24 protein-coding genes and 1 tRNA gene are annotated in these 26385 nt (G+C 61.0%); 21 read left to right on the top strand and 4 right to left on the bottom strand.

Features of this window, described 5'->3' with window-relative positions; translation table 11 throughout:
* The first annotated feature begins 113 nt into the window (after positions 1–113).
* The 3 genes from ACIQ2A_RS14895 (at position 114) to ACIQ2A_RS14885 (ending at position 6053) form a co-directional block, all read left to right on the top strand.
* Positions 114–2123: an FAD-dependent oxidoreductase gene (locus ACIQ2A_RS14895; protein WP_398480436.1), complete on the top strand. Its 2010-nt coding sequence runs from the start codon at positions 114–116 to the stop codon at positions 2121–2123.
* A 240-nt stretch (positions 2124–2363) separates the two neighbouring features.
* Positions 2364–4424, top strand: coding sequence for an ABC transporter ATP-binding protein (locus tag ACIQ2A_RS14890; RefSeq protein WP_398480434.1), 2061 nt, complete (start codon positions 2364–2366; stop codon positions 4422–4424).
* A 96-nt stretch (positions 4425–4520) separates the two neighbouring features.
* The gene (locus ACIQ2A_RS14885) at positions 4521–6053 is read left to right on the top strand and encodes a serine hydrolase domain-containing protein (RefSeq protein ID WP_398480432.1); all 1533 of its coding nucleotides are present in this window, start codon (positions 4521–4523) and stop codon (positions 6051–6053) included.
* Between the two features lie 12 nt (positions 6054–6065).
* Here ACIQ2A_RS14885 and ACIQ2A_RS14880 read toward each other — a convergent pair whose 3' ends face one another.
* Positions 6066–6647 (bottom strand): TetR/AcrR family transcriptional regulator, encoded by a 582-nt coding sequence (locus ACIQ2A_RS14880; RefSeq protein ID WP_398480448.1) that lies wholly within the window; start codon positions 6645–6647, stop codon positions 6066–6068.
* Positions 6648–6794: 147 nt separating this feature from the next.
* Here ACIQ2A_RS14880 and ACIQ2A_RS14875 point away from each other — a divergent pair, with 147 nt between their 5' ends.
* The 11 genes from ACIQ2A_RS14875 to ACIQ2A_RS14825 all read left to right on the top strand — a co-directional run bounded on the left by ACIQ2A_RS14875 (position 6795) and on the right by ACIQ2A_RS14825 (position 15895).
* On the top strand, positions 6795–7184 hold the full coding sequence (locus ACIQ2A_RS14875) for a RidA family protein (protein WP_398480430.1): 390 nt from the start codon (positions 6795–6797) through the stop codon (positions 7182–7184).
* A gap of 469 nt (positions 7185–7653) precedes the next feature.
* The gene (locus tag ACIQ2A_RS14870) at positions 7654–7851 is read left to right on the top strand and encodes a hypothetical protein (RefSeq protein ID WP_398480428.1); all 198 of its coding nucleotides are present in this window, start codon (positions 7654–7656) and stop codon (positions 7849–7851) included.
* A 15-nt stretch (positions 7852–7866) separates the two neighbouring features.
* A complete protein-coding gene (gene rpsL / locus ACIQ2A_RS14865) occupies positions 7867–8238 on the top strand; it encodes a 30S ribosomal protein S12 (RefSeq protein WP_211909034.1) in 372 nt (123 codons plus the stop codon).
* A 15-nt stretch (positions 8239–8253) separates the two neighbouring features.
* Complete coding sequence (gene rpsG, locus ACIQ2A_RS14860; protein WP_398480426.1) at positions 8254–8724, top strand: 30S ribosomal protein S7; 471 nt, start codon at positions 8254–8256, stop codon at positions 8722–8724.
* A gap of 31 nt (positions 8725–8755) precedes the next feature.
* A complete protein-coding gene (gene fusA / locus ACIQ2A_RS14855; protein ID WP_398480424.1) occupies positions 8756–10828 on the top strand; it encodes an elongation factor G in 2073 nt (690 codons plus the stop codon).
* A gap of 40 nt (positions 10829–10868) precedes the next feature.
* A complete protein-coding gene (gene tuf / locus ACIQ2A_RS14850) occupies positions 10869–12059 on the top strand; it encodes an elongation factor Tu (protein WP_398480422.1) in 1191 nt (396 codons plus the stop codon).
* 149 nt (positions 12060–12208) lie between these two features.
* Positions 12209–12284, top strand: a tRNA-Trp gene (locus ACIQ2A_RS14845).
* A gap of 1002 nt (positions 12285–13286) precedes the next feature.
* Entirely contained in the window at positions 13287–14231 is a 945-nt protein-coding gene (locus ACIQ2A_RS14840; protein WP_398480419.1) for a LysR family transcriptional regulator, read from the top strand.
* 236 nt (positions 14232–14467) lie between these two features.
* Positions 14468–15196, top strand: coding sequence for an SDR family oxidoreductase (locus ACIQ2A_RS14835; protein WP_398480417.1), 729 nt, complete (start codon positions 14468–14470; stop codon positions 15194–15196).
* A 28-nt stretch (positions 15197–15224) separates the two neighbouring features.
* Entirely contained in the window at positions 15225–15779 is a 555-nt protein-coding gene (locus ACIQ2A_RS14830) for a dienelactone hydrolase family protein (RefSeq protein WP_398480415.1), read from the top strand.
* The gene (locus ACIQ2A_RS14825) at positions 15776–15895 is read left to right on the top strand and encodes a dienelactone hydrolase family protein (protein WP_398480412.1); all 120 of its coding nucleotides are present in this window, start codon (positions 15776–15778) and stop codon (positions 15893–15895) included. The genes ACIQ2A_RS14830 and ACIQ2A_RS14825 overlap by 4 nt, the downstream gene beginning before the upstream one ends.
* Positions 15896–16037: 142 nt before the next feature.
* Here ACIQ2A_RS14825 and ACIQ2A_RS14820 read toward each other — a convergent pair whose 3' ends face one another.
* Positions 16038–16661, bottom strand: coding sequence for a TetR/AcrR family transcriptional regulator (locus ACIQ2A_RS14820; protein WP_398480410.1), 624 nt, complete (start codon positions 16659–16661; stop codon positions 16038–16040).
* An 89-nt stretch (positions 16662–16750) separates the two neighbouring features.
* Here ACIQ2A_RS14820 and ACIQ2A_RS14815 point away from each other — a divergent pair, with 89 nt between their 5' ends.
* The 4 genes from ACIQ2A_RS14815 (at position 16751) to ACIQ2A_RS14800 (ending at position 20723) form a co-directional block, all read left to right on the top strand.
* On the top strand, positions 16751–17782 hold the full coding sequence (locus ACIQ2A_RS14815) for an NAD-dependent epimerase/dehydratase family protein (protein WP_398480408.1): 1032 nt from the start codon (positions 16751–16753) through the stop codon (positions 17780–17782).
* Between the two features lie 83 nt (positions 17783–17865).
* Positions 17866–18948, top strand: coding sequence for an MBL fold metallo-hydrolase (locus tag ACIQ2A_RS14810; protein ID WP_398480406.1), 1083 nt, complete (start codon positions 17866–17868; stop codon positions 18946–18948).
* A 211-nt stretch (positions 18949–19159) separates the two neighbouring features.
* Positions 19160–19726 (top strand): TetR/AcrR family transcriptional regulator, encoded by a 567-nt coding sequence (locus ACIQ2A_RS14805; RefSeq protein ID WP_398480404.1) that lies wholly within the window; start codon positions 19160–19162, stop codon positions 19724–19726.
* Between the two features lie 64 nt (positions 19727–19790).
* Positions 19791–20723 (top strand): SDR family NAD(P)-dependent oxidoreductase, encoded by a 933-nt coding sequence (locus ACIQ2A_RS14800; protein WP_398480402.1) that lies wholly within the window; start codon positions 19791–19793, stop codon positions 20721–20723.
* Between the two features lie 604 nt (positions 20724–21327).
* On the opposite strand, the gene ACIQ2A_RS14795 is transcribed toward ACIQ2A_RS14800, so the two are convergent.
* Entirely contained in the window at positions 21328–21639 is a 312-nt protein-coding gene (locus tag ACIQ2A_RS14795; protein WP_398480400.1) for a hypothetical protein, read from the bottom strand.
* A gap of 194 nt (positions 21640–21833) precedes the next feature.
* Positions 21834–22997, bottom strand: a complete 1164-nt coding sequence (locus ACIQ2A_RS14790) for a GGDEF domain-containing protein (RefSeq protein ID WP_398480398.1) — start codon at positions 22995–22997, stop codon at positions 21834–21836.
* Positions 22998–23265: 268 nt separating this feature from the next.
* On the opposite strand from ACIQ2A_RS14790, the gene ACIQ2A_RS14785 reads away from it, so the two are divergent.
* From ACIQ2A_RS14785 to nusG, 3 genes are all read left to right on the top strand, one after another.
* Positions 23266–25380 carry a hypothetical protein gene (locus ACIQ2A_RS14785; protein WP_398480396.1) on the top strand — a complete coding sequence of 705 codons (2115 nt, stop codon included), beginning with the start codon at positions 23266–23268 and terminating at the stop codon, positions 25378–25380.
* A gap of 311 nt (positions 25381–25691) precedes the next feature.
* Entirely contained in the window at positions 25692–25883 is a 192-nt protein-coding gene (gene secE, locus ACIQ2A_RS14780) for a preprotein translocase subunit SecE (RefSeq protein ID WP_211909060.1), read from the top strand.
* A 13-nt stretch (positions 25884–25896) separates the two neighbouring features.
* Positions 25897–26385, top strand: a 489-nt coding sequence (nusG, locus tag ACIQ2A_RS14775) for a transcription termination/antitermination protein NusG (RefSeq protein WP_398480393.1), incomplete at its 3' end; no start/stop codon positions are given.

Genomic DNA, 26385 nt, shown 5'->3' with positions numbered 1-26385 from the left:
ATGGGCAGGCAGCAGCCCTGCACCGCCCCGGATTCCACTCCCGCGGTGAATGCGCTAGATCGATTCAGGCCGGGGGCGGCCGGCAACTCTGTTCAGGGCGCGAAAGAATTTAGATGCTTGATCTTGCGATTGTTGGTGGCGGTCCCGGCGGATTGATGAGCGCCTGGTATCTCAAGAAGAAGCTCGGCGATCTCTGCCGTGTCACCATCTATGAGGCCTCGGATCGTCTCGGCGGCAAGATCGTCACGCGCAAATTCGACTCGTCGCCGGCGATGTATGAAGCCGGCGTCGCCGAGATCTATGATTACTCGATGATCGGACCGGATCCGCTGCGGGAGTTGATCCAGCATTTCGGGTTGCAGACCATTCCGATGGATGCCGAGCAGGTGATGCTCGATGGCGAATTGCTCGAAGACGTGCCGGGCATGCGCAAGAAATACGGCGCCAAGACTGCCGCGGCGATCGAGGCCTTCCGCAAAAAATGCGCGAAGATGATCTCGCCGCTGGAATATTACGAAGGCGTCGGCGCGCATGACAACGAGAACCCGTGGGCGAAGCTGACAGCCGAGGAATTGCTCGACAAGGAAGTCAGCGATCCCACCGCCAAGCGCTTCTTCAAGGCCATGGCGCGCTCGGATATTGCGACCGAAGCGCACAACACCAATGGACTCAATGCGCTGAAGAACTTCGTGATGGATATCGAGGGCTATATCGGCCTGTATTCGATCCAGAACGGCAATGAGCAACTGATCTCCTGCCTGCGCTCGGAGGTCAATGCTGACATCGAGCTCAACCATCGTGTCCTCAAGGTCGGCAAGACCGAGGAGGGGCGCTATCGCCTCGACATGATGAACGGCAAGGGTCCGGAGACGCGCGACTTCGATCTGGTCGTGATGTGCCTGCCGCATTCTTGGCTCGGCACCATGCGCTGGGATGGCGAAGAGCTGCGCAAGTCGATGGTCAAGCACGTCGCTTACTTCGATCGCCCCGCACACTACCTGCGCGTCTCGCTGCTGTTCGACGCCCCGTTCTGGGGCGACCAGATCCCCGGCGCGCGCCACGATGTGGGCAAGCACGGCGTGCTGAACTGGCTGATCGCCGGCTCCGATGCGCTGGCTTTCGCCAATCTCTCCGACGAAGAGCTGATCGATGCGGCGGTCAAGTCGCTGCCGGCCTCGTTCGGCGATGCGCGGGCGCATCTCGTCGAGGGCAAGATCCATCGTTGGTTGTCGTCGGTGAATGCGATTCCTGGCGGCATGCCGGTGCGCGACGTGATGACCAATCACCGGCCGGAGCCGAAGGGACACCCGGGCTTCGTCGTGGTCGGCGACTATCTGTTCGACTCCACGCTGAACGGCCTGCTCGATTCCTCGGATGCGGCCACCGACATCATCGTCACCGAAATGATGAAGCTGCGCCGCGCCCGCGGCGAGGGCGGTGTCGTCGTTTCCGACAAGATCGACGCCGATTATTTCAGGAACTATCGCGGCGTCGGGCCTTACAGCGAGGTCTGGAGCCAGTTCACCGATCCTGCCTATCTGATGAACCTCATCAAGATCGTCTGGGGCCGCGCCAAGGGTTACAAGCTCCTGATCGCGGGCTCTGCCTCCGGCGAGCTGGTCGGCGCGCTGCGTGCCAAAGGCATCGATGCCTGGGGTGTCGAGAACAACAAGGCGATCCACGCCAGGACGCCGAAGGCGCTGCAAAAATTCAACAAGCTCGGCTCCATCACCGATCTGCCGTTCAAGACCGAGCAGTTCGATTTCGTGTTCGAAACCTCGCTGTGCCATGTCGGCGACAAGCAGATCGTGGACGCGCTCGGCGAGCTCAACCGTGTCATTTCGACCGGGCTGATTTTCGGCTCCGTCACCTCCGACATGGCGCCGGCCGTGATCGACCGCTACGACCTGCTGCGCGGTGTGAAGAAGCTCGGCACCTGGTGGGAATGGTCCGAATTGTTCTTCAGCAACGGTTTCGATCTCGCCATGCATCGCCGCGATTGCACCGAACAGGTGTGGGAGGCTACGCTCGCAGCCGGAAAGGGCCCCGGCCACTGGTATGCCGACGCGGACAGCCTGCGTTATTCGTTCTTCGACAAGGTCGAGGCGGAGGACGAGGACTGAGCCGCAGCCATGATCTCAAACTGTCATGCCCCGCGTAAGCGGGGGATCCAGTATACGGCGAAGCTCAGGTTCTATCTCACCCGCCAGTGTCTACTGGGCCACCCGGTCAAGCCGGGTGGCGACAAGTGGGCCTTTTGCGGAACCAATCCTGATCGCATAGACTTCATGCCGTGGCTGTAAGACGCCACGGCGTGATTCTTTCGGTTCGGACGGTCCGGGCCTGCAGCAACGGTCCGGTTCATGGCGTCGAAGCCTCCAGAGAAACCCACCTCCAACAACGCCAAGGCGAGCGATCCGCTGGACGACAAGTTCGCGCTGCCGGTCGGCGCCGCTGCCGCCGCGGTACCGAGCACCAAGCCGCCGGCGCCGGAGAAACTCGTCGCCGACAAAGGCGCTAAAGCCAAGCCCGCCGACGAGGATGATGACGACGACGATGATGATGATGACGACGACGAACTCGTCGTTTTCACCGCGCGCGAAGCCGCCGGCGCTTTCGGGACGATCTATGCATTCACCCGGCCGTTCCTCGCCAATCGACGCAAGATGCTGGCCTTTGTCGGCTTCGGCGTGGTGGTCGAGACGTTGTTCAACGTCATCATGCCACTCAGCCTCAAATTCCTCATCGACGACGCGCTCGGCGAGGAAGATTTCGACGCGCTGATCAAGATCCTCTCGGTGCTGGCCGTGGCCGGTATCATCACCTCGATCGTCGCGATCTGGTATGAGCGCTGGGATGCGCGGCTCGCGGCCTCGATCATTTCCAGCGCGCGCGAGCGGCTGTTTGGCCATGTGCAGGAACTGCCGTCGGCCTATTTTGCCCGCACCAAGCGCGGCGAAATCCTGTCGCGCTTCTCCATCGACATGGCGTCCTTCGAGACCTGCATCAAGAGCTTCGCCAATAGCGCCTTGCTGCCGTTCCTCGAACTGATCGCCGGCATTTTGCTGATGTTCTATCTGAACTGGCAACTGGCACTGGTCGCGCTGCTGATTTTCCCGATCACGCTGATCGGCCCGCGCATCCTCACGCCCAAGGCCGTGCAGGCCAATTACGAGCAGAAGCAGAGCGAAGCCGCGATCCTCGGCACCATCCAGGAGAACATCGCCGCACAGGCCGTGATCAAGGCCTTCAGCCTGCAGCGCCGCACCATGGGCTGGTTCCGGCTGCGCAACGACGACACCCAGAAGCGGATCGCCGCCGCGACCTTCCTGTCCACCATGGTGGAGCGCTCGGTCACGGTCTCGGTGTTGCTGCTGCATCTCGTGGTGCTGGCCATCGGCGCCTATCTCGCCACCAAGGGCCAGATCACCGTTGGCACCTTCGTCACCTTTGAAAGCGCGTTCTGGGAGGTGTCGTATAATATCGCCCATGTGATGCACTTCATCCCGGTCTCGATTCAGACCGCCGCCGCCGTGCACCACATCAACGAGATGCTGGACGAGCCCACCCGCGGATCCGACAAGCCGAGCGCACCGGAACTGCCGCGTGTCGAGCACGACATCAGCTTCGATCGCGTCACCTTCCAATATGAAAACAGCCGGGCGCCGGTGCTCGACAATCTCAGTTTGAAGCTTGATGTCGGCAAGAAAATTGCGATCGTCGGGCCGTCCGGCTCGGGCAAGAGCACGCTGCTCAACCTGATCCTGAGGCTTTATGTGCCGGACGAGGGCAAGCTGACCATCGACGGCGTCGATATCCGTAAAGTGACGCGCGAGTCGCTGCGCAGCCACATGGCGGTCGTGTTCCAGGAGAACATGCTGTTCAACATGTCGATCCGCGAGAACATCCGGCTCGGCAAGGAAGGTGCGACGGACGCGGAGGTGGAGGAAGCGGCCAAGAAGGCCGAGATCCATCGCTACATCATGAGCCTGCCGGATCAATACGACACCCAGGTCGGCGAGCGCGGCGACACGCTGTCCGGCGGCCAGCGCCAGCGCATCGCGATTGCCCGCGCCGTTGTCCGCAATCCGTCGGTGCTGTTGCTGGATGAAGCGACGTCCGCGCTCGACCAGACCACGGAAGCGGCGCTGAACACGACATTGTTCAAGCTCGCCGAAGGCCGCACCATGATTTCATCGACGCATCGGCTGACATCCGTCGTCGATATGGATGAGATCATCGTCATCAGCGCGGGCAGGGTGATCGAGCGCGGCTCGCATGCGGAGCTGCTCGCCCTCGACGGCACCTATCGCGAGTTGTGGGACAATCAGGGTCGTCACACCGCCGATGCGCATGATGACGATGACGAGGATGACGAAGAGGATGATGAGGACGACGACGACGAGGATGAAGACGACGAATGATTGTTATCGCCCGGCTTGACGGGGCGATACACGGCAGTGTTGCGCAATCCTAGGGTGTGATAGGGTGGTTCCGGGCACACCAGTCCGGGGATGGCCATGCAGCGCTTTTGTCTTCATCTGACGATCCTGATCCTCATCGCGTTCGGCAGCGCTGCCGCCGCGCAGCCGCAACCGGCGATATGGCCAACCAACGGGTGGCAGGTTGCCAAACCGGAAGAGCAGGGTGTCGATCCATCGGCGCTGGCGGATTTGATCGCGTTTGGCGCAAGCCAGAATCTGGACAGTCTGCTGATCACGCGGCACGGCAAGATCGTGCTCGACGCCTATTATGCGCCGTACAGCACCGAACTGCCCCATGTGGTCAATTCCGTCACCAAGGCCGTCACCGGCACATTGGCGGCGATCGCCTTGAAGGACGGGTTGCTGAAAAGTCCCGATCAGCTCGCGATGCCGTTCTTCGCTGATCGCAACGTCATGAACGATGACGACCGCAAGAAAGCGATCACGCTGCAGCACCTGCTCGACATGACCTCCGGCCTGGACTGGCAGGAGCACTTTGGCAGCGTCCCGCAGTCGGTGATCGATCTGGAGCGGAGCCGCAATTTCGTCGAATTCGTTCTCAACCGACCGATGGCCCGCATGCCCGGCGCGCGTTTTGACTACAATAGCGGCGGCACTCATCTGCTGTCCGCCGTGATCGCCAAAGTCGCGGGAATGAGTACGGAGGATTACGCGAAGAGCAAATTGTTCGGCCCGCTCGGCATCACGTCGTGGAAATGGCGGCGCGATCCGCAAGGGGTCTCCATCGGCGGCTATGGCCTGTCGCTGCATCCGCATGACATGGCCAAATTCGGCTATCTCTACCTACGCGGCGGCGTATGGGACGGCCAGCAGCTGCTGCCGCCAAAATGGATCGAGGCCGTCAATCATGCGACGGTGGACATGCATGCCTCTTTCGCGCCGGACTGGCGTTACGCCAATCTGTTCTGGGCCTATCCCGCGCGCAATTTTTATTGGGCATCCGGCTTTCATTGCCAGCTCGTGCTGGTGTTTCCCGCACTGGATGTTGTTGCTGTCACCACCGGGCGAGATGAATGCCGCGTGGACAAGTTGACATCCGCCATCAGCGCTGCAGTTCGGTCGGAGACGGCTCTGGCGCCCGATCGTTTGGGCAGCGCGCAGCTCGCCGATGCGGTTAGCGCAGCGGCGATCGAGAGGCAGAGTGCACGTGGTGTCGTGTCGCCGGTGGCGGCCGTGGTGTCCGGCAAGGCCTATGAATTCCAGCGTAATGCGCTTGGGCTGAAATCGCTGTCGCTGACCTTTGCCGGCCCGGATCCGCACTATGAGATGGAGCTCTATCCACGCAATTCGTCGCGCCCGCCCGACAAGGTCAGCGGGCCGCTCGGGCTCGACGGATATTTTCGCAAGGGGAGTGACACGCCCTATGGCCCGCTTGCGGTGAAGGGACGCTGGCTCGACGATCACATATTCGAAGTGGAGCGCCTCAATATCGGTGCCAGCGAGCTGGCCCGAAAGTGGATTCTCTGGTTTGACGGCGACAGGCTGCAGTTGCGCGGCCGAAATTCTGCCGGCGTCGATGTCGCCATTGAGAGCGTGGCCGGCAACTAACACGCGGCGTTGCTAGGCAGCGCCTTGCGGGTGCGCCAGCAGGCCCGACGCGATCACGCGAAACGCTGCCACGGCCTTGGGTAGCGTCACCTCCGAGTCCTTGGCGGCCGCAACCCACAGCGCCGCATTCAGCGCAGCGCCATTGATCAGCATCGCGGCCGCTTCGGCATCCACGGGCTTCACCGTCCCGTCATCGATCAATTGCTGGATTGTCTGCGTGGTCGTGCGCAGGCACGCCGTCTGGTTCGGCCATTGCGAGGGATCGCCCAGCACCGCCGGCCCATCCAGCAGCATGATGCGCTGGATTTCGGGTTCCAGCGCCATTTCGATGTAAGCGACACCCTCAGTGATAAAGCCAAGCCACGGCGTCTCGGCCTGGCTGGACGCAACCCGCATGCGGGCCAGCATTTCGGCATCGATCTGGTCGATCACGGCCTGGAGCAGGCCCTTCTTGTCGCCGAAATTGTGATAGAGCGCGCCGCGCGTCAGCCCAGCCTCTCTGGTCAGGTCGTCCATGGAGGACGCGGCATATCCCTTGGCGGCGAACGCCTTGCGGCCGGCCTGGATCAGCTTGGTGCGCGTTTCCTCCATCATCTGTGCGCGCTTACCAGTCGACACGATCGCTCTCCAAACTCACATACATTGCGTATGTCAACATTGACATACGCAATGTATGTCCCCAAGTAGTCACATACGGCGCGTATATCAACTAGCGTCTCAATTACAAACAGGAGAGATATCATGACCAAACGCGACGCAATCTTCCCCGCCGGCCGGCAGGCCCTCTACGAGATCAACAGCTATTCGGCGGCCATCCGCTCGGGCGACCTTCTGTTCGTCTCCGGCCAGGTCGGCAGCCGCGAGGACGGCTCCCCGGAGCCCGATTTTGCCAGGCAGGTCCAGCTCGCCTTCGACAACCTTGCCAATGTCCTGAAGGCTGCCGGAGCCTCCTTTGACGACATCGTGGATGTCACCACCTTCCACACCAACCCGCAGGTCCAGTTCGACACCGTCAACGTCGTCCGTGCAAAGATCTTTCCGGAGAAGCCCTATCCGAACTGGACCGCCGTGGGCGTCAACTGGCTCGCCGGCTTTGATTTCGAGATCAAGGTCATCGCCCGCCTGCCTTAACGACTCGGTAATGGCCTGAACGGCGATTCTCCAGATTCTAACCGTCTGATGACGCGGGAATCGGGAGGAGGGGCCGGAATCGCCTGGTTCGAGGTCCAAGAATCTCATCAGACCTCCATCCAGGCGTCATCAAACTGCAGTTTTCGACCTGGCCAAGCGAACCGTGGATGACACTGAATCCATGCGGATTCCGCGTGTTTTTCAGGGGCTTCGCATGCTAGAAAATGCTGCGGCACAAGCGTATTTTGCACGTGGATAGGTGTTGACTTGCCTAACCCCTGCGGATACAACCCGGCCACTAACGACAGGCGGTGAGCTTCGCCAGTGTCGGTACGGATCACCCCGAAGGCTTTCAATTTGAGCCGGGCGGGCACCAACCTCGACCAAGACGCTCAAACGCTGTCGCTTAAATCTAGGCAATGCCAAACGACGTTTGATCTCTTGAGGTCACCTCAGGAAGTCGAATTCAGTGCATGACCTCGATAACGACAAAGGGCGCAAGCCCGAAGTCACCATCGTGGTCCTCTGCGGCGTTAGCGCTTTCCATTCAGTCATGAATGGTTGGCGTTATTTCGTTTTGCGTGAATTTCATTCGCGTCAGGCGAGACCGGTGGAGCCGGAAGCTCCGAGCAATTTTTGCGAAGCCATGCAGGTTTCGCGCGAATAAAGGGTGAAGGCTGACATGCCGACGATCAACCAGCTGATCGCAAATCCGCGGGTCATTCAGAAGGCGCGCAAGAAGGTGCCGGCTCTGCAGCAGTCGCCGCAGAAGCGTGGCGTTTGCACGCGCGTCTACACCACGACGCCGAAGAAGCCGAACTCGGCGCTTCGTAAGGTCGCCAAGGTGCGTCTGACCAATGGCTTCGAAGTCATCGGTTACATCCCGGGTGAAGGTCATAACCTGCAAGAGCATTCCGTGGTCATGATCCGCGGCGGCCGCGTCAAGGATTTGCCCGGCGTGCGTTACCACATTCTCCGCGGCGTGCTGGATACCCAGGGCGTCAAGAACCGTAAGCAGCGTCGTTCGAAGTACGGCGCGAAGCGTCCGAAGTAAGCCGGAGCCTGATCGATGTCTCGTCGCCATTCTGCTGAAAAGCGCGTTGTGAACCCGGATCCGAAGTTCGGGAACATCATCGTCACCAAGTTCATGAATTCGATCATGTATGACGGCAAGAAGTCTGCCGCTGAACAGATCGTCTACGGTGCTTTCGACCTGATCGAAGCCAAGACCAAGCAGGGCCCGCTGGGCGTGTTCGAGCAGGCGCTCGAAAACGTCATGCCGACCATCGAAGTTCGTTCGCGCCGCGTCGGTGGTGCAACGTACCAGGTGCCGGTTGAAGTGCGTAGCGTGCGTCGTCAGGCTCTCGGCATTCGCTGGCTGATCACTGCTGCTCGCGCCCGCAACGAAAAGACCATGACCGAGCGTCTCTCGGCTGAGCTTCTCGATGCATCGAACAGCCGTGGTAACGCCGTGAAGAAGCGTGAAGACGTGCACAAGATGGCGGAAGCCAACCGCGCATTCTCGCATTATCGCTGGTAACGGCGAAACTCCGGAATTTAAGGAACATCCCATGCCTCGCGTACATGCCATTGAGGACTACCGTAACTTCGGTATCATGGCGCATATCGATGCCGGTAAGACGACAACGACCGAGCGCATCCTTTATTACACCGGCAAGAGCCACAAAATCGGCGAAGTGCACGAAGGTGCCGCGACGATGGATTGGATGACGCAGGAGCAGGAGCGTGGCATCACGATCACCTCCGCTGCCACCACGGCATTCTGGAACGGCAAGCGCCTGAACATCATCGACACTCCCGGCCACGTCGACTTCACGATTGAAGTCGAGCGTTCGCTGCGCGTGCTCGACGGCGCCGTGTGTGTTCTCGACTCCAACCAGGGCGTCGAGCCGCAGACCGAAACCGTCTGGCGCCAGGGCGACAAGTACAAGGTTCCGCGGATCGTTTTCGCGAACAAGATGGATAAGACGGGCGCTGACTTCTACAAGTGCCTGCAGGACATCATCGACCGCCTCGGTGCCAAGCCGATCGCGATCCAGCTGCCGATCGGCGCCGAGAACAACTTCAAGGGTCTCGTCGATCTCGTCACCATGAAGGGCATCATTTGGAATGATGAATCCCTCGGTGCGAAGTATGACTCCATCGATATTCCGGAAGACATGGTCGAGCAGGCCAAGGAATATCGCGAGAAGATGCTTGAAGCGGCCGTCGAACTCGACGACGACGCCATGGCTGCTTACCTCGACGGCACCGAGCCGGACGAGGCGACCCTGAAGCGCCTGATCCGCAAGGCCGTGCTGACTGGCGCGTTCTATCCGGTTCTGTGTGGCTCGGCCTTCAAGAACAAGGGCGTGCAGCCTTTGCTCGATGCCGTTGTCGATTATCTGCCGTCGCCGGTTGACGTTCCTGCCATCAAGGGCACGGACGAAGAGGGCAACGAGATTGTCCGCAAGGCCGACGACAAGGAGCCGCTGGCTCTGCTCGCATTCAAGATCATGGACGACCCGTTCGTCGGCACCATCACCTTCTGCCGCATCTATTCGGGTGTGCTGATGAGCGGTACCGGCGTCGTGAACTCGACCCGTGAAAAGAAAGAACGTATCGGCCGCATGCTGCTGATGCATGCGAACAACCGCGAAGACATCAAGGAAGCCTATGCCGGCGACATCGTCGCTCTGGCTGGCCTCAAGGAAGCCCGCACCGGTGACACGCTTTGCGATCCGGACAAGCAGGTCATTCTCGAGCGCATGGAATTCCCGGAGCCGGTGATCGAAATCGCGATCGAGCCCAAGTCGAAGGCCGACCAGGAAAAGCTGGGCGTGGCTCTCGCGAAGCTCGCTGCGGAAGATCCGTCGTTCCGCGTGTCGACCGACCACGAGTCCGGCCAGACCATCCTGAAGGGCATGGGCGAACTCCATCTCGACATCAAGGTCGACATCCTGAAGCGCACCTACAAGGTCGATGCCAACATCGGCGCTCCGCAGGTGGCGTTCCGTGAGAAGATCACGAAGCGCGCTGAAGTCGACTACACCCACAAGAAGCAGACCGGTGGTACCGGCCAGTTCGCCCGCGTCAAGTTCGTGGTCGAGCCGGGCGAGCCGGGCACGGGCTTCGTGTTCGAGTCCAAGATCGTCGGCGGTGCTGTTCCTAAGGAATACATCCCGGGCGTTGAAAAGGGCCTGAACAGCGTCATGACCTCGGGCGTCGTCGCCGGCTTCCCGGTGGTTGACGTTCATGTCCAGCTCGTGGACGGCGCATACCACGACGTCGACTCGTCGGCTCTCGCCTTCGAAATCGCCTCGCGTGCGGCGCTCCGTGACGCTCTGCAGAAGGGCAAGTCCGTTCTGCTCGAGCCGATCATGAAGGTCGAGTGCGTGACCCCGGAAGATTACACCGGTTCGGTCATCGGCGATTTGAACTCTCGCCGTGGCCAGATACAGGGCCAGGACATGCGCGGCAATGCCAACGTCATCAACGCGATGGTGCCGCTCATGAACATGTTCGGTTACGTGAACACGCTGCGCTCGATGAGCCAGGGTCGTGCAACGTTCTCGATGTCATTCGATCACTACGCTGAAGCGCCGGCAAACGTGTCGGCCGAAGTCCAGAAGAAGTTTGCCTGATCGTCGTTAAGCGCAAGCTGACGACCCAGAGGAGAGAATCATGGCCAAAGCAAAATTTGAACGTAACAAACCGCACTGCAATATCGGCACGATCGGTCACGTTGACCACGGCAAGACGTCGCTGACGGCTGCGATCACGAAGGTGCTGGCGGAGTCCGGCGGTGCGTCGTTCACCGCTTACGACCAGATCGACAAGGCGCCGGAAGAGAAGGCCCGCGGCATCACGATTTCGACCGCCCACGTCGAATACGAGACCGCCAACCGCCACTACGCCCACGTCGACTGCCCCGGCCACGCCGACTATGTGAAGAACATGATCACCGGTGCCGCCCAGATGGACGGCGCGATCCTGGTCGTGTCGGCTGCCGACGGCCCGATGCCGCAGACCCGCGAGCACATCCTGCTCGCCCGCCAGGTCGGCGTGCCGGCGCTGGTCGTGTTCCTGAACAAATGCGACATGGTCGACGATCCGGAACTGCTCGAGCTCGTGGAAATGGAAGTCCGCGAACTGCTCTCGAAGTACGACTTCCCGGGCGATGACATTCCGATCGTCAAGGGTTCGGCCCTGGCCGCGCTGGAAGACTCCTCGAAGGAGCTCGGCCACGACGCGATCCTCGAGCTGATGAAGAATGTCGACGCCTACATCCCGCAGCCGGAGCGTCCGGTCGACCAGCCGTTCCTGATGCCGGTCGAAGACGTGTTCTCGATCTCGGGTCGTGGTACGGTCGTGACCGGTCGTGTCGAGCGCGGCATCGTCAAGGTCGGCGAGGAAATCGAAATCGTCGGTATCCGCGCCACCCAGAAGACGATCTGCACCGGCGTGGAAATGTTCCGCAAGCTGCTCGATCAGGGCCAGGCCGGCGACAACATCGGCGCGCTGCTGCGCGGCACCAAGCGTGAAGACGTCGAGCGCGGCCAGGTGCTGTGCAAGCCGGGTTCGGTGAAGCCGCACACCAAGTTCAAGGCAGAAGCTTACATTCTGACCAAGGACGAAGGTGGCCGTCACACCCCGTTCTTCACCAACTACCGTCCGCAGTTCTACTTCCGCACCACCGACGTGACCGGTGTGGTGCATCTGCCGGAAGGCACCGAGATGGTGATGCCGGGCGACAACATCGCCATGGAAGTGCACCTGATCGTGCCGATCGCGATGGAAGAGAAGCTGCGCTTCGCCATCCGTGAAGGCGGCCGCACCGTCGGTGCAGGCGTCGTCGCTTCGATCATCGAGTAATCGATCAAAGGCGGCGGGCAGGGGAGTTCCCTTGCCCGCCGTTTTGATTCCAGGAGCGTTTTGTTCCTGAACTGTGCACAACGGCTCTTGCAAATCAGGCGCCGCCTGTGCTTCAAACGGCCCGAACCAGTGCCAAGGCAAGGTTCTGTAGGGGTGTAGCTCAGTTGGTAGAGTACCGGTCTCCAAAACCGGTTGTCGTAGGTTCGAGCCCTACCGCCCCTGCCATTTAACCGCCTGATCTGAAACGATATTTCAGCCTGGGGCAATTTCCAGAAAAACCTCGATTTGGCCGATTGCCGCCGGTGCGTGGGTTCGTTTGTGCTGTCTCTGTCTTGGGGCGGCAAGTGCGATCTCAACCGCTGCAGCTGCCTTCGACCTATGCCGCCTTACGTACCGAACATCTCAGGGTACATTCGCGAGAGAGGCCTGCATGACACAGACGGTCACGCATCAGCGCACCGAAGGTTAGGCACCATTTCGCATGTCAGGAGCGCGACCAAAGGCAGCGTTGTGGAGCCTGGGCCGCAGCGAAGTCTGTCCACTGTGAAATTCTGCAAGCGTAGCCGACGAAATCACACGTCCCGAATGAAGGGGGAGGGCCGACGGCAGGCAAATGTCTGACGTCGTCCAGCGGACGACGTTCACTTTCGCCGGGGCGGTCGAGCCAACCGAACTGGCCTTCGTGGAGACAGGCCGACGTTGAGCTGTCCCCACGTGAATGAACATCGGTCTCGCCCGACCGCCATCGTCGGCCGATGCGGTTACGCTTGATCGATTGGCCGGATGACGATTTCGTTGATCGCAATATTGCGGGGGTTCGTCACGATATAGGAAACCGCTTCCGCAATATTTTCGGGATTGAGTAGTTTGACGTCGCCAAAGCGGTGAAGAGGCGGATCGCGTCGGCCCGTTGGATCTCAATGACGCGTTCACAGCGGCGACAGGCAACCCGGAGAATGTGTTCATTGATGTCTGACAGTGTCGATGTAGCCGATGATCTGGCGCTCGGCTTTCCAGACTTTGATGGCCTTGTCTCAAAAGCGATGGGGCGAGATCGTTGGCGACGCCTCCGGTACTCATGGGCTCTTCGTTCTTCACCGGGGCATAGCCACTTGCCGGAAAACCCGATAGGTTGGAAGCCGTCGGCGTCTAGCGCCCCTGTCTATCGTTGCGACAGCCAATATTGAAGGATTGCGTATTTCCTTCGGACCATATGCGGTAACGACTTTGGAAAACATCAATCACTTCAATCTCCGCTCGTTCGACCTCAACCTGCTCGTAGCCTTTGACGCTCTCTTCAAGGATCGAAGCGTGACGAAGGCGGCAGCGCGTCTGAAGATCCAGCAGCCGGCGATGAGCCATAACCTTTCGACGCTGCGGCTGCTGATGGATGACGAGCTCTTCGTGCGCGTGGGCAACCTGATGCAGCCGACCGCGAAGGCGGAGGTGCTGGCCGAGCAGGTCGGCGCCGTTCTCGGGCAGATGCAGAAGATCGTGCTGTCGACCGAACGTTTCGATCCCGCTGTGTCCGACAAGATCTTCCGGATCGGCTTCTCGTGCGAGGAGCTGCTTCTGATGCCTGACCTCAGCGGTCAGCTCACGGACACGGCGCCCGGCGTGAAGCTGATCTCCCACCGTGTTCTTGCTTCAAAGATCGGACGGGAGCTCGACGAGGGCCTGATCGATCTTGCGATCGGCTGCTATCCGCCGTCTCCGGATCGATACCGCCACAAGGTTCTGTTCGAACAGCACCTGGCCTGCTGCTACAGCCCGGCCCTGATCGACATCGACGACAAGATCGACTGTGAGACGTATCTGGAGAGCCGCCACGTGTTCGTGTCGCAGGACGACGACATCCAGGGATGTATCGGGAGCATGCTGACGGGGGCGGGACACCGCCTCGATATCGTGATGGGCGTCCCCGATTACCTGACCGCCCTGGCGACGGCCGCGAAGGCGCCGCTTGTGGTCACCATGCCCATGCAGATCGCGGAACGCTACGCGTCGGTGTTCGGCCTTGTTTGCCAGACTGCGCCGGTCAAACTGGCGCTCCCCGCGATCTCCCTGATCTGGTCCACCAAGACCGACAACGAGCCGTCAGCCGCATGGCTGCGCGAGCAGATCATCGAGGTCTCGGCGGCCCACGGCACGCGGCGCGCGCAGGCTGCCTGACCGCTCGGAGCAGCTATGGTTGCCGACATTCTGAGGCCGTTGGTCGTGAAGGCCAACGGCTTCAATGCGTTTTGTAGATGGTACTTGTGAATGGTGGCCCGCACCAACGTCCAGGATGCCTCGATGACAGGCCGTGTCGCCCATTCGAATTTTCGATAGAGAGGATTGGGCGGATCGATTTGTGCAATGAGGTGGCGCGCCGTAACTCTTGGTCACCAACCAAGAGGAACACTGAAATGCAAAGCCTGATCGCACTCATCACCGGCGGCAACAAGGGCATCGGTTTCGCAACGGCCCGTCAGCTCGCACAGCAGGGAGCCCATGTCGTCATCGCCGCGCGCGATGCCGGGCTGGGCGAGGCGGCAGCGGCTTCGCTCGTTGCCGAAGGACTGTCTGCCGAGAGCGTCGTTCTTGACGTGACCGACCAGGCCACGATCGACACGGCCGCAAAAGCCGTGGAGCTTCGTCATGGTCGCCTGGACGTGCTCGTCAACAATGCCGGTGTCATGCGTGACGCCTTCGACAAGAAGCCGTCCGACCAGGATCTCGGCATGTGGCGGGACACGTTCGACACCAACCTGTTCGGCGTGGTCGCCGTGACCAAGGCCTTCCTTCCGCTGCTGCGGCAGTCGGCCGCCGGACGCATCGTCAACGTCTCCAGCATTCTGGGATCGATGGCCGCGAATGTCGATCCGACCTCGGCCTTCTACGACTTCAAGATCCCGGCCTACAACATCTCGAAGACCGCCCTGAACGCGTGGACCGTGCATCTGGCCTACGAACTTCGCGACACGAATATCAAGGTCAACGCAGCCCATCCCGGCTTCGTGAAGACGGCCCTGCACGGCGTCGACGCACCCATGGCGGCAGACGAGGGCGCCGCGACGAGCGTCATGCTTGCCATGGTTGGCAGCGAAGGGCCGACGGGTTCGTTCTTCCACGGCTCCGACGTGCAGCCCTGGTAACCAAATCGGTCGACATCGGAGCACTGACATGAAAATCACGGGACAGATGGAGAAGATCACGATGTCCGACGGCCAGGCGCTCGACGCCTGGCACGTCGCGGCGGTCGGCGAGCGCAAGGGCGGCGTCGTTCTTGTTCAGGAGATCTTCGGGCTGACCGACCATATCAGGGAGCAGTGCCAGATCTACGCCGATGCCGGCTACGAGGTGCTGGCGCCTGCCTTGTTCGACCGGGCCGCACCGGGGCTGAAGCTGTCCTACAGCAAGGCCGATATCGACAAGGCGATCGATCTCGTCCGCGCGCATTCGCTGGATCTCGCCGTTGCCGACGCCCGGATCTGCATCGACATCCTGGCGGCCAAAGGAAAAGTCGGGATCGTCGGATACTGCTATGGCGGCTCGGTCTCCTACGCCGTCGCCTGCCGGGCCGACAATCTTTCAGCCGCATCCTGCTACTACGGCGGCATGATTCCGAAGCTCAAGACCGAGACGCCTCGGTGTCCGACCATCGTGCATCTCGGCGACGCCGATCAGGAAATTCCCGTCGTCGAGGTGAGGTCCGCGCTCGATGATATGCAGGCGTGACGACCTATGTCTACGACGCCGGGCACGGGTTCAATTCTGATCGACGCGCGGACTACGACGAGAAGAGCGCGACGGCAGCAAGGCAAAGGACGTTGGCGCTGTTCGGCGCTGCCTGACCTGCTCGGCTTGGTATCCTTTGGGTCGCGGGGAAGCTTGCACCCAAAGGAGACCAATCGACAGTTGTTTGTCGATAGCGCCCTGCGGTTGGTAATGCGCCTGCGACCTCGGCGGCGACAGCACGTCGCTCGCCGAAAAGAGTCATAACCCGTCGAATGCGATGCCGGTCTCGAAAGCCACCTGTAGTGCCGCCATGACTCGTCGCAGCATCGGCTCCATCTCGATGCCTGCGCGATGTGCCGCCTCCACGTGCGCCGGATGGATGAAGACCGTGACAGCGTCACGGACCACTCCTGCAGCCGCGACGACATCGCCGATCTTGAACTCACCCTGACGCACGCCGTCAGCGAGGATGGCTTCCACCAGACCGGTCATTGCCGTGGCGTAGTCGCGGACCAGATCCGGCCGTTCCTCGATGACCCGGCGATAAAGCTGGTAGACCTCAAAGTCGTCGACGAAGCGCTCGCGCTTGCGACGGTGGAGCGCGACCGTGAGGCCCAGCAGCCGGTCCGATGCTTTGCCGGCAGCCGAGACAAATGTCGCTGCCAGCTCCCGTTCGTCGTTCATCGCCTCGGCCACGATCGCGTCGAAAACCTCCGACTTGGAGCGGAAATGACGGTAGATCGTGGTGTGCGAGGTGCCTAAAACCTTTGCAATATCAACGATATTGGTCTTCTGCCCGCCGAAGCGCCTGATCTGCGACTTCGCCGCATCGAGGATGCGTGCGGTCGTTATGGAAGTCCCGGTTTCGCTGTCGTTACTCATGGCGAGCTGTATATCCCAAAAGCCGCATATTGACACAAAGAACATAATTCATAATATGTTTGTTGAATGCTGTTCAATGGAGAGGTCAAATGACGGGTCACAGTGCTGGTAAGTCGCGGGTTGCTTTCGTCACCGGCGGTTCCGGATTTGTGGGCGGCAAGCTCATCGGCGCCTTGACCCAACGGGGCTGGCAGGTGCGGGCCCTGGCCCGCAGCACGAGGGCAGCGCAGGCGGTCACGAATGCGGGCGCAACGCCGGTGCGCGGTGAACTGGGCGATCGCGCCGCTTTGGAAGCTGGCCTCATGGGCGTCGATGTGATTTTCCACGTCGCTGCCCATTTCAAGATGTGGGGACCGCGCTCCGAATTCGACCTCGTCAATGTCGATGGCATGAAGACTATCGTGGACGCCGCAGTCGCGACCTCATCCGTCCGCAAGCTGGTGGCCGTCAGTGCAGCCGCGGTGGTGATGGGCGATCCGAAGCCGTTCCTGGCGGTGGACGAGACCGCCCCGCGTCAAAGCCGGGACTTTGCGCCCTACAGCTCATCCAAGGCCGAGGCGGAAAAGATGCTGCTGTCGGCAAATGGTCGCCGCGCCGGCTTTGAGACGATTGCGATCCGGCCTCCCATGATCTGGGGATCCGACATGCCGATGCTCGATCAGATGATCGACGCCGTGAAGGCCGGGCAGTGGCAGTGGGTGGAGAACGGGACCCAGGCGATGTCGACCTGTCACGTCGATAATCTCGTCGAGGCGCTGCTGCTTGCGGCGGATCACGGCCGCGGAGGCGAGGCCTACTTCGTGGCGGATGCAGAAACCGGTACGCTCAAGAGCGTGATGGGCGGTCTGCTGGCGACAAGGAACGTCACGGCCGCTGACAAGGCCGTCTCCTTCGCGATGGCGTGGCGGCTTGCCGGCGTGATGGGATTGGTCTGGCGTCTGCTCCGCCTCAAGGGCGAACCGCCGATCACGCGCCAGATGCTTCAACTGATCGGAAAGCCGTTCACGGTCAGCACGGACAAGGCCCGCCGGGAGTTGCAATACGCGCCGACAATGTCATGGGCACGCGGCATTTCGGATATGTCCGCTCCGGTCGCCACCACGCCGCCGCGCGCCTTCTGAGCCGGGACAAACGCGTCCTCCTGTTCTGAACAGCGGACGCATGCGGCGTCCTCCGAGAGGCCTTCAATTTAGCTGAGAGAATGATGACGGGCTTTGCAACATCACGCCGTCGATTGCTCGCGGGCCTGGCGGGTCTCGTCGCCAGCGCATTGCCGCGTACCGCACTGGCAAGCCAAAGCTCCTATTATCGAGGACCCGTCAGCGATCATTTCGACGGGGTGCGATTTTTCAACCCAGGGAGCCCGAACGAAGATCAGGGACTGATCGATGTGCTCAAATGGCGCATGGGATCGGATGCGACAGATTGGCCCGACGAATTGCCACGAATGGCGCCGGATAAGCCGCCCGCCCGTGTCAACAATGGGGATTGCCGCGTTTCGTTCGTGGGCCACGCGTCATTTCTGGTCCAGATCGATGGAGTCAACATCCTCCTCGACCCGGTCTGGTCACAGCGCGCCAGTCCTTTCTCCTTCGCCGGGCCAAAGCGGCACGCACCGCCGGGAGTTGCCTTCGACGACTTGCCGCGTATCGACGCCGTCCTGATCAGTCATAATCACTATGATCACATGGACCTTGTGACCGTCGGCAAGCTTTGGAAACGTGACAAGCCGCGCATCATCGCGCCGCTGGGGAATGATGCCGTCATTCGCCAGGCCGATCGCTCGATCGTGGTCGAAAGTGGCGACTGGGGTGACAGCTTTCGCCTGAACCCGCGCGTCGTCGTTACCCTTCGACGCGCGCAACATTGGTCGGCACGTGGACTCAGCGACCGTCGACAGGCCCTATGGGCGGCTTTTGTGATCGATGCGCCTGGTGGTGGAGTCTATTTCGTCGGAGACTCTGGTTTTGGCGATGGCTCTAGCTTCCGTGACATCGGTCACGCACATCCGCAATTGCGGCTGGCGCTGCTTCCGATCGGTGCATATGCGCCGCGCTGGTTCATGAAGGAGCAGCACATGAATCCGGACGAAGCCGTAGAGGCGTTTCGACTCTGCGGCGCGCAGCGGGCCATCGCTCATCATTGGGGCACGTTTCAATTGAGCGATGAGGGCTATGATGAGCCGCGTCAGAAATTGACAGAGGCGCTGACGCGGACTGCGATGTCCCCTCAACGCTTTTCGACACTCCTTCCAGGCGAGAGTCTGCAATTGACGACCTCGAAGTGAGCTCATCGAGGTCACTGACACCTGAGACCAGGTTCGGGAGCTACGACGTACACTCCTGGAAAGTCGCGACCTCGACGGAGGCAGCGATTTCGGTCAGTTTCGACACGCCACGGCCGGTCGGCGCAGCAATTCCCGGTCGCATATGCAGGCGGTTGGGCTTTCGACATCGATGCTATTGACTGACTGGCCAGTCATCTATATCGATGATGTCATGGCAAGACCAAAAAGCGATGATCGGCGCAAAGCGATTTTGGTGGCGGCCATCCGTGTCATCGCCGTTCAGGGCTTGAGCGCGCCGACGGCCCTGATCGCCAAAGAGGCGGGTGTCGCCAGCGGATCGCTCTATACCTATTTCGACACCAAGACCGAGCTGCTGAACGCACTCTATGTCGAACTCAAAACGGAGGCTGCGGCATTCGCCTTGGCCGGCCTTCCGGTCAATCGCGCGCTTCGCGAGCAGATGCGCCATGCGTGGTCGCACTGGCTGCGATGGTCGGTCTCGGAGCCGGAGAAACGGCGAGTGCTGGCCATCCTGGGTGTGTCGGACGACATCACGCCGCAGAGCCGTAAGGCCGCAGACCACGCGTTTTCGCCACTCGCAAAACTGCTCGAACAAAGCTGCGCCGACGGACCGATGCGCAAGGCGCCGATCGCCCTGGTTGCCACCCTTGTGATGGGCGTCGCCGAGGCGACAATGGGGCTGATGGCGCGGGATCCCGTCAACGCCGATGCCCACAGCAAGACGGCGTTCGACGCCGTGTGGCGCATGATCGCCTGATTTTTTGACAACAGAATGACTGACTAGCCAGACACTTATGGAGAATGTGGTGCCAGATAACTCAATGAAGTCGCTTCCGAAATTGCCGGCCTATATCGTCACCGGTCCGACCTCAGGAATTGGCCGCGAAACCGCGCTTGAGCTTGCCAAACATGGCACCGTCGTTCTGGTTGGACGTGACCCGCGCAAGCTCGATGCGTTGCAAGGGACCATCGAGCTGAGCGGCGGACACGCCATGTCTGTGGTGTGCGATCTGTCGGACATGCAGAGCGTGCGCAAAGCAGCTGGCGAGATCGCGGCACTGCGCTTGCCGATCGCGGGCCTCGTCAACAATGCCGGCGTCATGCTGACGCAACCTGCGAAAACCCCGCACGGGTGGGACCTTTCGTTCGCGACCAACCACCTTGGTCCGTTCGCGCTGACGGAGGCCTTGGTGCCAACTCTCCCGAATGGCGCCAAGGTCGTTTTCGTTGTGTCCGCCGTCGAAGACCCCGGCCGCAAGCCCGCCGTCGCGGCTGGATTCCGTGGAGGCCGCTTTATTTCCGTGGAGGCAAGTGCGCGGGGCGAATGGCAACAGGGTGGCTCCGCGAAGCCTGGCTTCGATGCCTATGCCACGTCCAAACAGGCGATCCTCGCGGCGGCGCTAGCCTTCTCACGCGAGACGTCCCGGCTGCAGTTCATCGCCGTCGAGCCGGGCTTCAATCCGACGACAGGTCTTGGAGGGGCCGATCTCGGCGTCACCATGCGCCTGGTGCAAGCCTATGTCATTCCGCTGCTGGTGCCGCTGTTGATGCCCTTCCTCAAAATTCTGAGCACTCCGAAGCGCGCCGCACGCGTGCTAACCCAAATACTGCTCGATCCGTCTGACCAAACCGGCATCTATTACGACGAAGGCGGCCGTCCCATGCAGGGCTCCCCGCTGGTGCAGGACCACAAGTTTCAGGATCGCGTCGTCGATGAAACCCGTGCCTTCCTCTCAAACATTCAGGCTCGCTGAATCGCACCAGTTCTAAGTCCCTCCTCTGAATGCTCAAGGGGAGGAGTTATCACCGCGACGCGGAGCGAACTCGGATTGCGCAGCGACAAATCTTTCGCGTTGAACGATGCAATCCTCACACTGCGCGGCCGTGCCACCTGGGCGCATGACTTCAACATTGGTCGCTCGGCCGCCGCGACGTTCCAGACGCTGCATGGCGCGCGTGCTAGTGTCGGAAAGTCGCAGTGTTTAACGTAAACGGCATATCGATGCGTGTGGTGGTAGGTTCGTAAACGCCGTTAACACACTCCTGCCGGGTTCGCCCAAACTCCCTGCAAATCAAAGCATGCGGGAGTAACGAACATGACCACAGCACTGATCGTCATCTGGGCCGGACTTGGACTTTGTCTCGTACCGTTCATCGGGGCGTCGCTGCTGGCGTCTGTGTGGGTGTCGCTGGACGATCCGCACGAATATCATTGACGAAAGAAAAGCGCCCGTCTGTCGGCAGATGACTGCCGATAGACGGGCGCTTTGCGTTTGGCTGCAAGACGTTTGACGCATGCAAAGTGATGTGGGCGGTTTCCCGCCCACATCTTTGTTAGTGGAGAGGTTTAGTTCGGGATCAGCAGCCGCAGGCCGCGGCGCTCGCGCCGACGCCTACGGTGAGACCCTTGCTCAACAGGCCACCGAGCAGTCCGGACTTGCTGACCGCTGCGCCCACATTCACGCCCACGCCGGCTGCCGCGCCGCCCGTGCCGGTTCCGGTGCCTCCGACACCGACCGTGACAGACGGATTGACGGCGATTGCCGTGTTGAGAAGGCCCGAGGTCGCAACGCCAACCCCGGCACCGATGCCGAGATTGAGACCCTTGGCAAAGACGGGCGGGCTCGCGAGCGAAGCCGCCACAACAACGATAGTTGCAAGTTTCTTCATGCGTTTTCTCCTGTCTAGACGTGCGCTTTGCTGCGCACGCATGGATGAGAGCGAGTCAACGCAAAGGCTTCAATCAGATGAAAAGTTTAACCTTAGTAGTCGCGCGTGTTCGAGAATTTGCGTAACTGTACACCTGCGCGCGCGTAGCCGCACACCGCGTGCAGCGCATAATATTTTTTGAATGATTATGTCACTCAGCCAAACCGGCGTCGCTGTGCTGCCGCAAGCACGCGATTGCGGCCGGCATCTTTCGCGCGATACAGCGCACGGTCAGCGCGTGCGAGCAGGTCTTCCGGCGTGTCGTTGGAGGCGATCTCGCTGAGGCCGGCGGAGAGAGTGAGCGTGAGGTCGGGTGCGATCGCGGACCAGTCGAGCTCGGCGATGGTGCCGCGCAAGCGTTCGACGATCTGTAGCGCCTGATCGGTGTTGGTGTCCGGCAACACCAGCAGAAATTCCTCGCCGCCATAGCGGCCAAGTTTATCGACCATGCGGATATTGGCGAAAATCGAGGCTGCGAAACGGCGCAGTACCTCATCGCCGACGGGATGGCCGAAGCGATCATTGATGCGCTTGAAGTGATCGAGGTCGATCAAGGCGCAGCAGCAATGGGCGCCGCGCTGAATTCGCGCAATCTCGTCGCCAAGGCATTTCATGATGTAACGGCGATTATAAGCGCCGGTGAGTTCATCGAGCTGCGCCAGCTCCTCGATCCGCGCATTGGCGGCGGCGAGATCATTGCTGCGGCGATAGAGCAGCTCGCGCATGGACGAGCCATAGAGCCCGGCACCGGCGCAGCGGGCGAGGGTGCTGACGAAACAAGCCAGCGCCAGCGCGCGCTCGGTCTCATCGCCCATGGGAATGCTGATCGGTTTGTCTGTCAGCAGAAACAGTACGGCGAGGCCGATGGCGGCATAGGCCCAGACGATGCCCGTCTGCTTCGCGGACATCCGTAGCGCGCCGAAGCCGAGCACGACGAAGATGATCGCAATGAAATAGAATCCGATCTGCGGCACGAGGTAGATCGCGCCGATCTGGATGGTGATGCTGACCAGGCTGAGCGGGACGAACAGATAATGGTCTCTCAACCGATCCGTCACGCGGGTTTCCGAGAGGAAGAAGGCGACGCCGACCACCGCAAGCCGCAGCGTCAGATAAACGAGACCCGTGGTGACCGTGGTGACGCCGATGCTGGCATAGGCGAACAGGATAGCGGCATCGATGACATAGCTGACCGCCTGCGCGATATAGGCCGGCCGACGCTGGGCAACCCGGCGCGGTGGTTGCGCAGGTGCGTCACCGCTGATGGCGGTGTTTTTGGGGGACGTCCGGATACTGGCGGCAGGCAACATGATGACCATGATTCTGATCTCGCGCCGACACTCCCATACAAACCATTTAAGGCGATTGTTTCGTCAACCAATGGTGGTGTCATGATGTGCAGGAATGCGCACGATTGGCCGGCTGGTTAATGCTTTTGCCGGTAGCGGCCTGCAATTTGTTTCAATAGCAGAGTGCATGTTCCATCTACGGAACTGCGCGGTTGTTCCTGTGGCGCGCCGTCGCGGCGATGAACCTGATTTACCGTCAGGGCGACAGATCAGTTGCTGCGTAATCCTGGGAATCAAAATGAAATTGCTCGTGACGTTCGTCGTGGGGGCCACGGCGTTGCTGGTGTCGGTCAATGGCCAAGGCGCCTATGCTGCCGACCTGCTCTGGCAGGTGGAAAGCCCGTTCCGCTTCTTCAAGAACGCCGCGTCTTTCGCCATGTATGAGCGGGGCTATCCCGCGGCGCGCAACGAGGCCTTGCTGCCGCCCACCGATGTGGTGTGGCGCACCGAGCGGCGGCTGAACGATCCCGATTGCATCGACAAGACCAGTCTCACGAGTTGCGCCGACACCGCGCGCGCCGGCTACAATCGTTCGCGGCTCGGCTGGGCGGCGCAGACCATCGACGCGGTCTGCTACGACAGCCGGCAGGGCCGTTATCTGGCAACGTGCGACCGCCGCTATTCCTGGGGCACGGCGAAGGAAGACTATGTGCTGCCGGATGCGCATACGGTGGTGATCCGGCTGGCGCCGGAGCGCGTGGCGGAAGCCGGTGCCGGTGATTGCGCCTGGAGCTGGACGCCACGACGGCCCGGCAGCAAGGCCGAAACGCGCACGCAATCCTGTGCGACGCCGCTGAAGATCAATCGGCTGCCATTCTCGGTCGATCGCAACCTGTCGGGGGCTGCGGTGCAGGTTGCCTTGCCCGGCGGCCGGACATTGAGCGAACAGGTCGCCGTCGAGGATCTGTTCATCGTTGCGCTCGGCGATTCCTTTGCATCCGGCGAAAGCAATCCGGATGTGCCGGTGACATTCAGTGCCGTGCGCGAAATGGTCTATGATCCGACGCTGATGCGTGAAGAGATGGCGACGCGCAGCACCAGCAAGTCGCTGCAGAAGTTGACGCCGGCAGCGCCCGCAGGAAGTTTTGACTACAAGAACCTGCCGCGGCGAAAACTCTCGGACGAAGAACAGGAGCTGTATTTCCCGCTCGCGTCGGCGCAATTCGACAAGGCGTTCAACGCCGCCAATGCGCGCTGGCTGAGCCCGGATTGCCACCGCTCGCAATATGGCTATCCGTTCCGCGTCGGCCTGCAGATGGCGATGGAAAATCCGCATCGCTCGGTGACGCTTGTGAGTCTGGCCTGCACCGGCGCGGAAGTAGCCGAAGGCCTGTTCCTTGAGAAGAAAGCGCGCGAGGGGGCCGGCAATGCGATGGTGCGCTCGCAACTCGATCAGCTTGCCGACCTGATCTGCAGGACGCCGCAAGGCCGCACGCAGCGGGCGACCTACAATCTGCCGACCTATGCCAGCGGCAGTGTGCAGGTGGCGAACACACCGGTCTCGAAGGCCTGGTGCGCACCGTCCGAGCGCAAGCGGCCGATCGATACGCTGCTGCTGTCCATCGGCGGCAATGATGTCGGCTTCTCGCCTCTGATGGTCTACGCGATGACGGACTCGGCCGGTGATCTCGCGCCGATCGCCAACCTGCTCGGCAAGCAGATCCGCTTTTCGCCGCAGGTGTCGCGCGCCTATATGGAGCAGCTCGACGAGCGCATGGTGGCGCTGCGTGACGCGCTCCGTGACGGTTTTGGCGTGCAGCCGGCCAATGTGCTGCAGACCGCCTATGAGCCAATTCAATTCGACGAGACTGGCGCCATGTGCGGCGCCCAGCCGACGCTCGGCCTCGACGTGCACAAGAAACTGTCGCTGTCGCGCGAGCGGCTGGCGGAGACGGTGAGCTTCCTGAACGACTTCTTCGCCCGCACCGCCTGCATCACCAATGGGCGTGGGGCCGGGTGCCCGACACTGGCGACCGGCGCCGGGACCGGCTTCCGGCTGATTACCGATCACCAGGCGGAGTTCACCAGGCGCGGCCTTTGCGCGCGGGATCCGAAACGGCCACAGGCCGACGGCGAGGCAATGGCCATGCCGCGGCGCTGGTTCGGCAAGGAGGAATTCACGCCTTACTCGCCGGCTGCCTATCTGCCCTATGCATCGCGCTGGCGCCTGTTCCGGACCCCCAATGACGCGTTCCTGACCGCCAATGTCCATTCGCCGGGCTTCACCCAATTCGATATCCTGCAGCCGGTCTATGCGGCGATGTATAGCGGGGCGGTGCATCCGACCGCCGAAGGGCACGCGATCGTGGCCGATCACGTGGTCCGGCACGTCCGGTCGGTGGTGCGAAAATAGGTGAATAATATCATTTAGATATTTTGATTTAGCGATTCCTGCCATGACGACGGGGCAGGACGGGCGGGTTCCAGCCGTCCCCATTGGCGTTCTTGACCTTTTCGCGTTGTCGCCATACAAAGCGCCACTCGCTGTCGGCCCGTATCACGGACTTCCGACGCGGCTTCGATCTCCAGACAAACGAGCTCGCTTGGCGGCTCATCCACGACGAAGGTGCTTCTGGTTCCTTCGGTGATGGATCGGGCGCAAGAGGGCTGTCTGGATTCCTGAAACTATTCAATCGTCTCACGACGGATGCGGATCACCTAACGATGGCTTTCAGCCCGTTCAAATTCCTGCAGGAAGTGCGCACCGAGACCAACAAGGTCACGTGGCCTTCGCGTCGCGAGACGACCATCACCACCATCATGGTGTTCATCATGGTGGCGCTGTCGTCGGTGTTCTTCTTCGCGGCAGATCAGATCATTCGCCTGCTTGTGACTTTCTTGCTCGGCATTCGCTAAACGGACCTGAATCATGAGCATGCGCTGGTATATCGTTCACGCCTATTCGAACTTCGAAAAGAAGGTCGCCGAATCCATCAAGGAGCAGGCGAAGCAGCGTGGCGTCGAAGAGTTGTTTGAGCAGGTGCTGGTCCCGACCGAAAAGGTGACCGAGGTCCGTCGTGGCCGCAAAATGGAAGCCGAGCGAAAATTCTTCCCCGGCTATGTGCTGGTGAAGATGCAGCTCACCGACGAAGCTTTCCATCTGATCAAGAACACCCCGAAGGTCACGGGCTTCCTCGGCGCCGAGAACAAGCCGATGCCGATTTCGGAAGCTGAAGCCATGCGCATCCTGCATCAGGTGCAGGAAGGCGTGGAGCGCCCGAAGACATCGATTTCGTTCGAGATCGGCGAGAACGTGAAGGTGGCCGATGGCCCGTTCGCATCGTTCTCCGGCGTGGTGGAAGAAGTCGACGAAGCGCGTTCGCGCGTGAAGGTCGCGGTGTCGATCTTCGGCCGCGCA

This window comes from Tardiphaga sp., assembly GCF_044336785.1.
In the GTDB taxonomy this organism is placed as follows: domain Bacteria; phylum Pseudomonadota; class Alphaproteobacteria; order Rhizobiales; family Xanthobacteraceae; genus Tardiphaga.
Note: the sequence above shows the minus strand (reverse complement) of the source record. Positions and strands in the feature narration are given on the sequence as shown.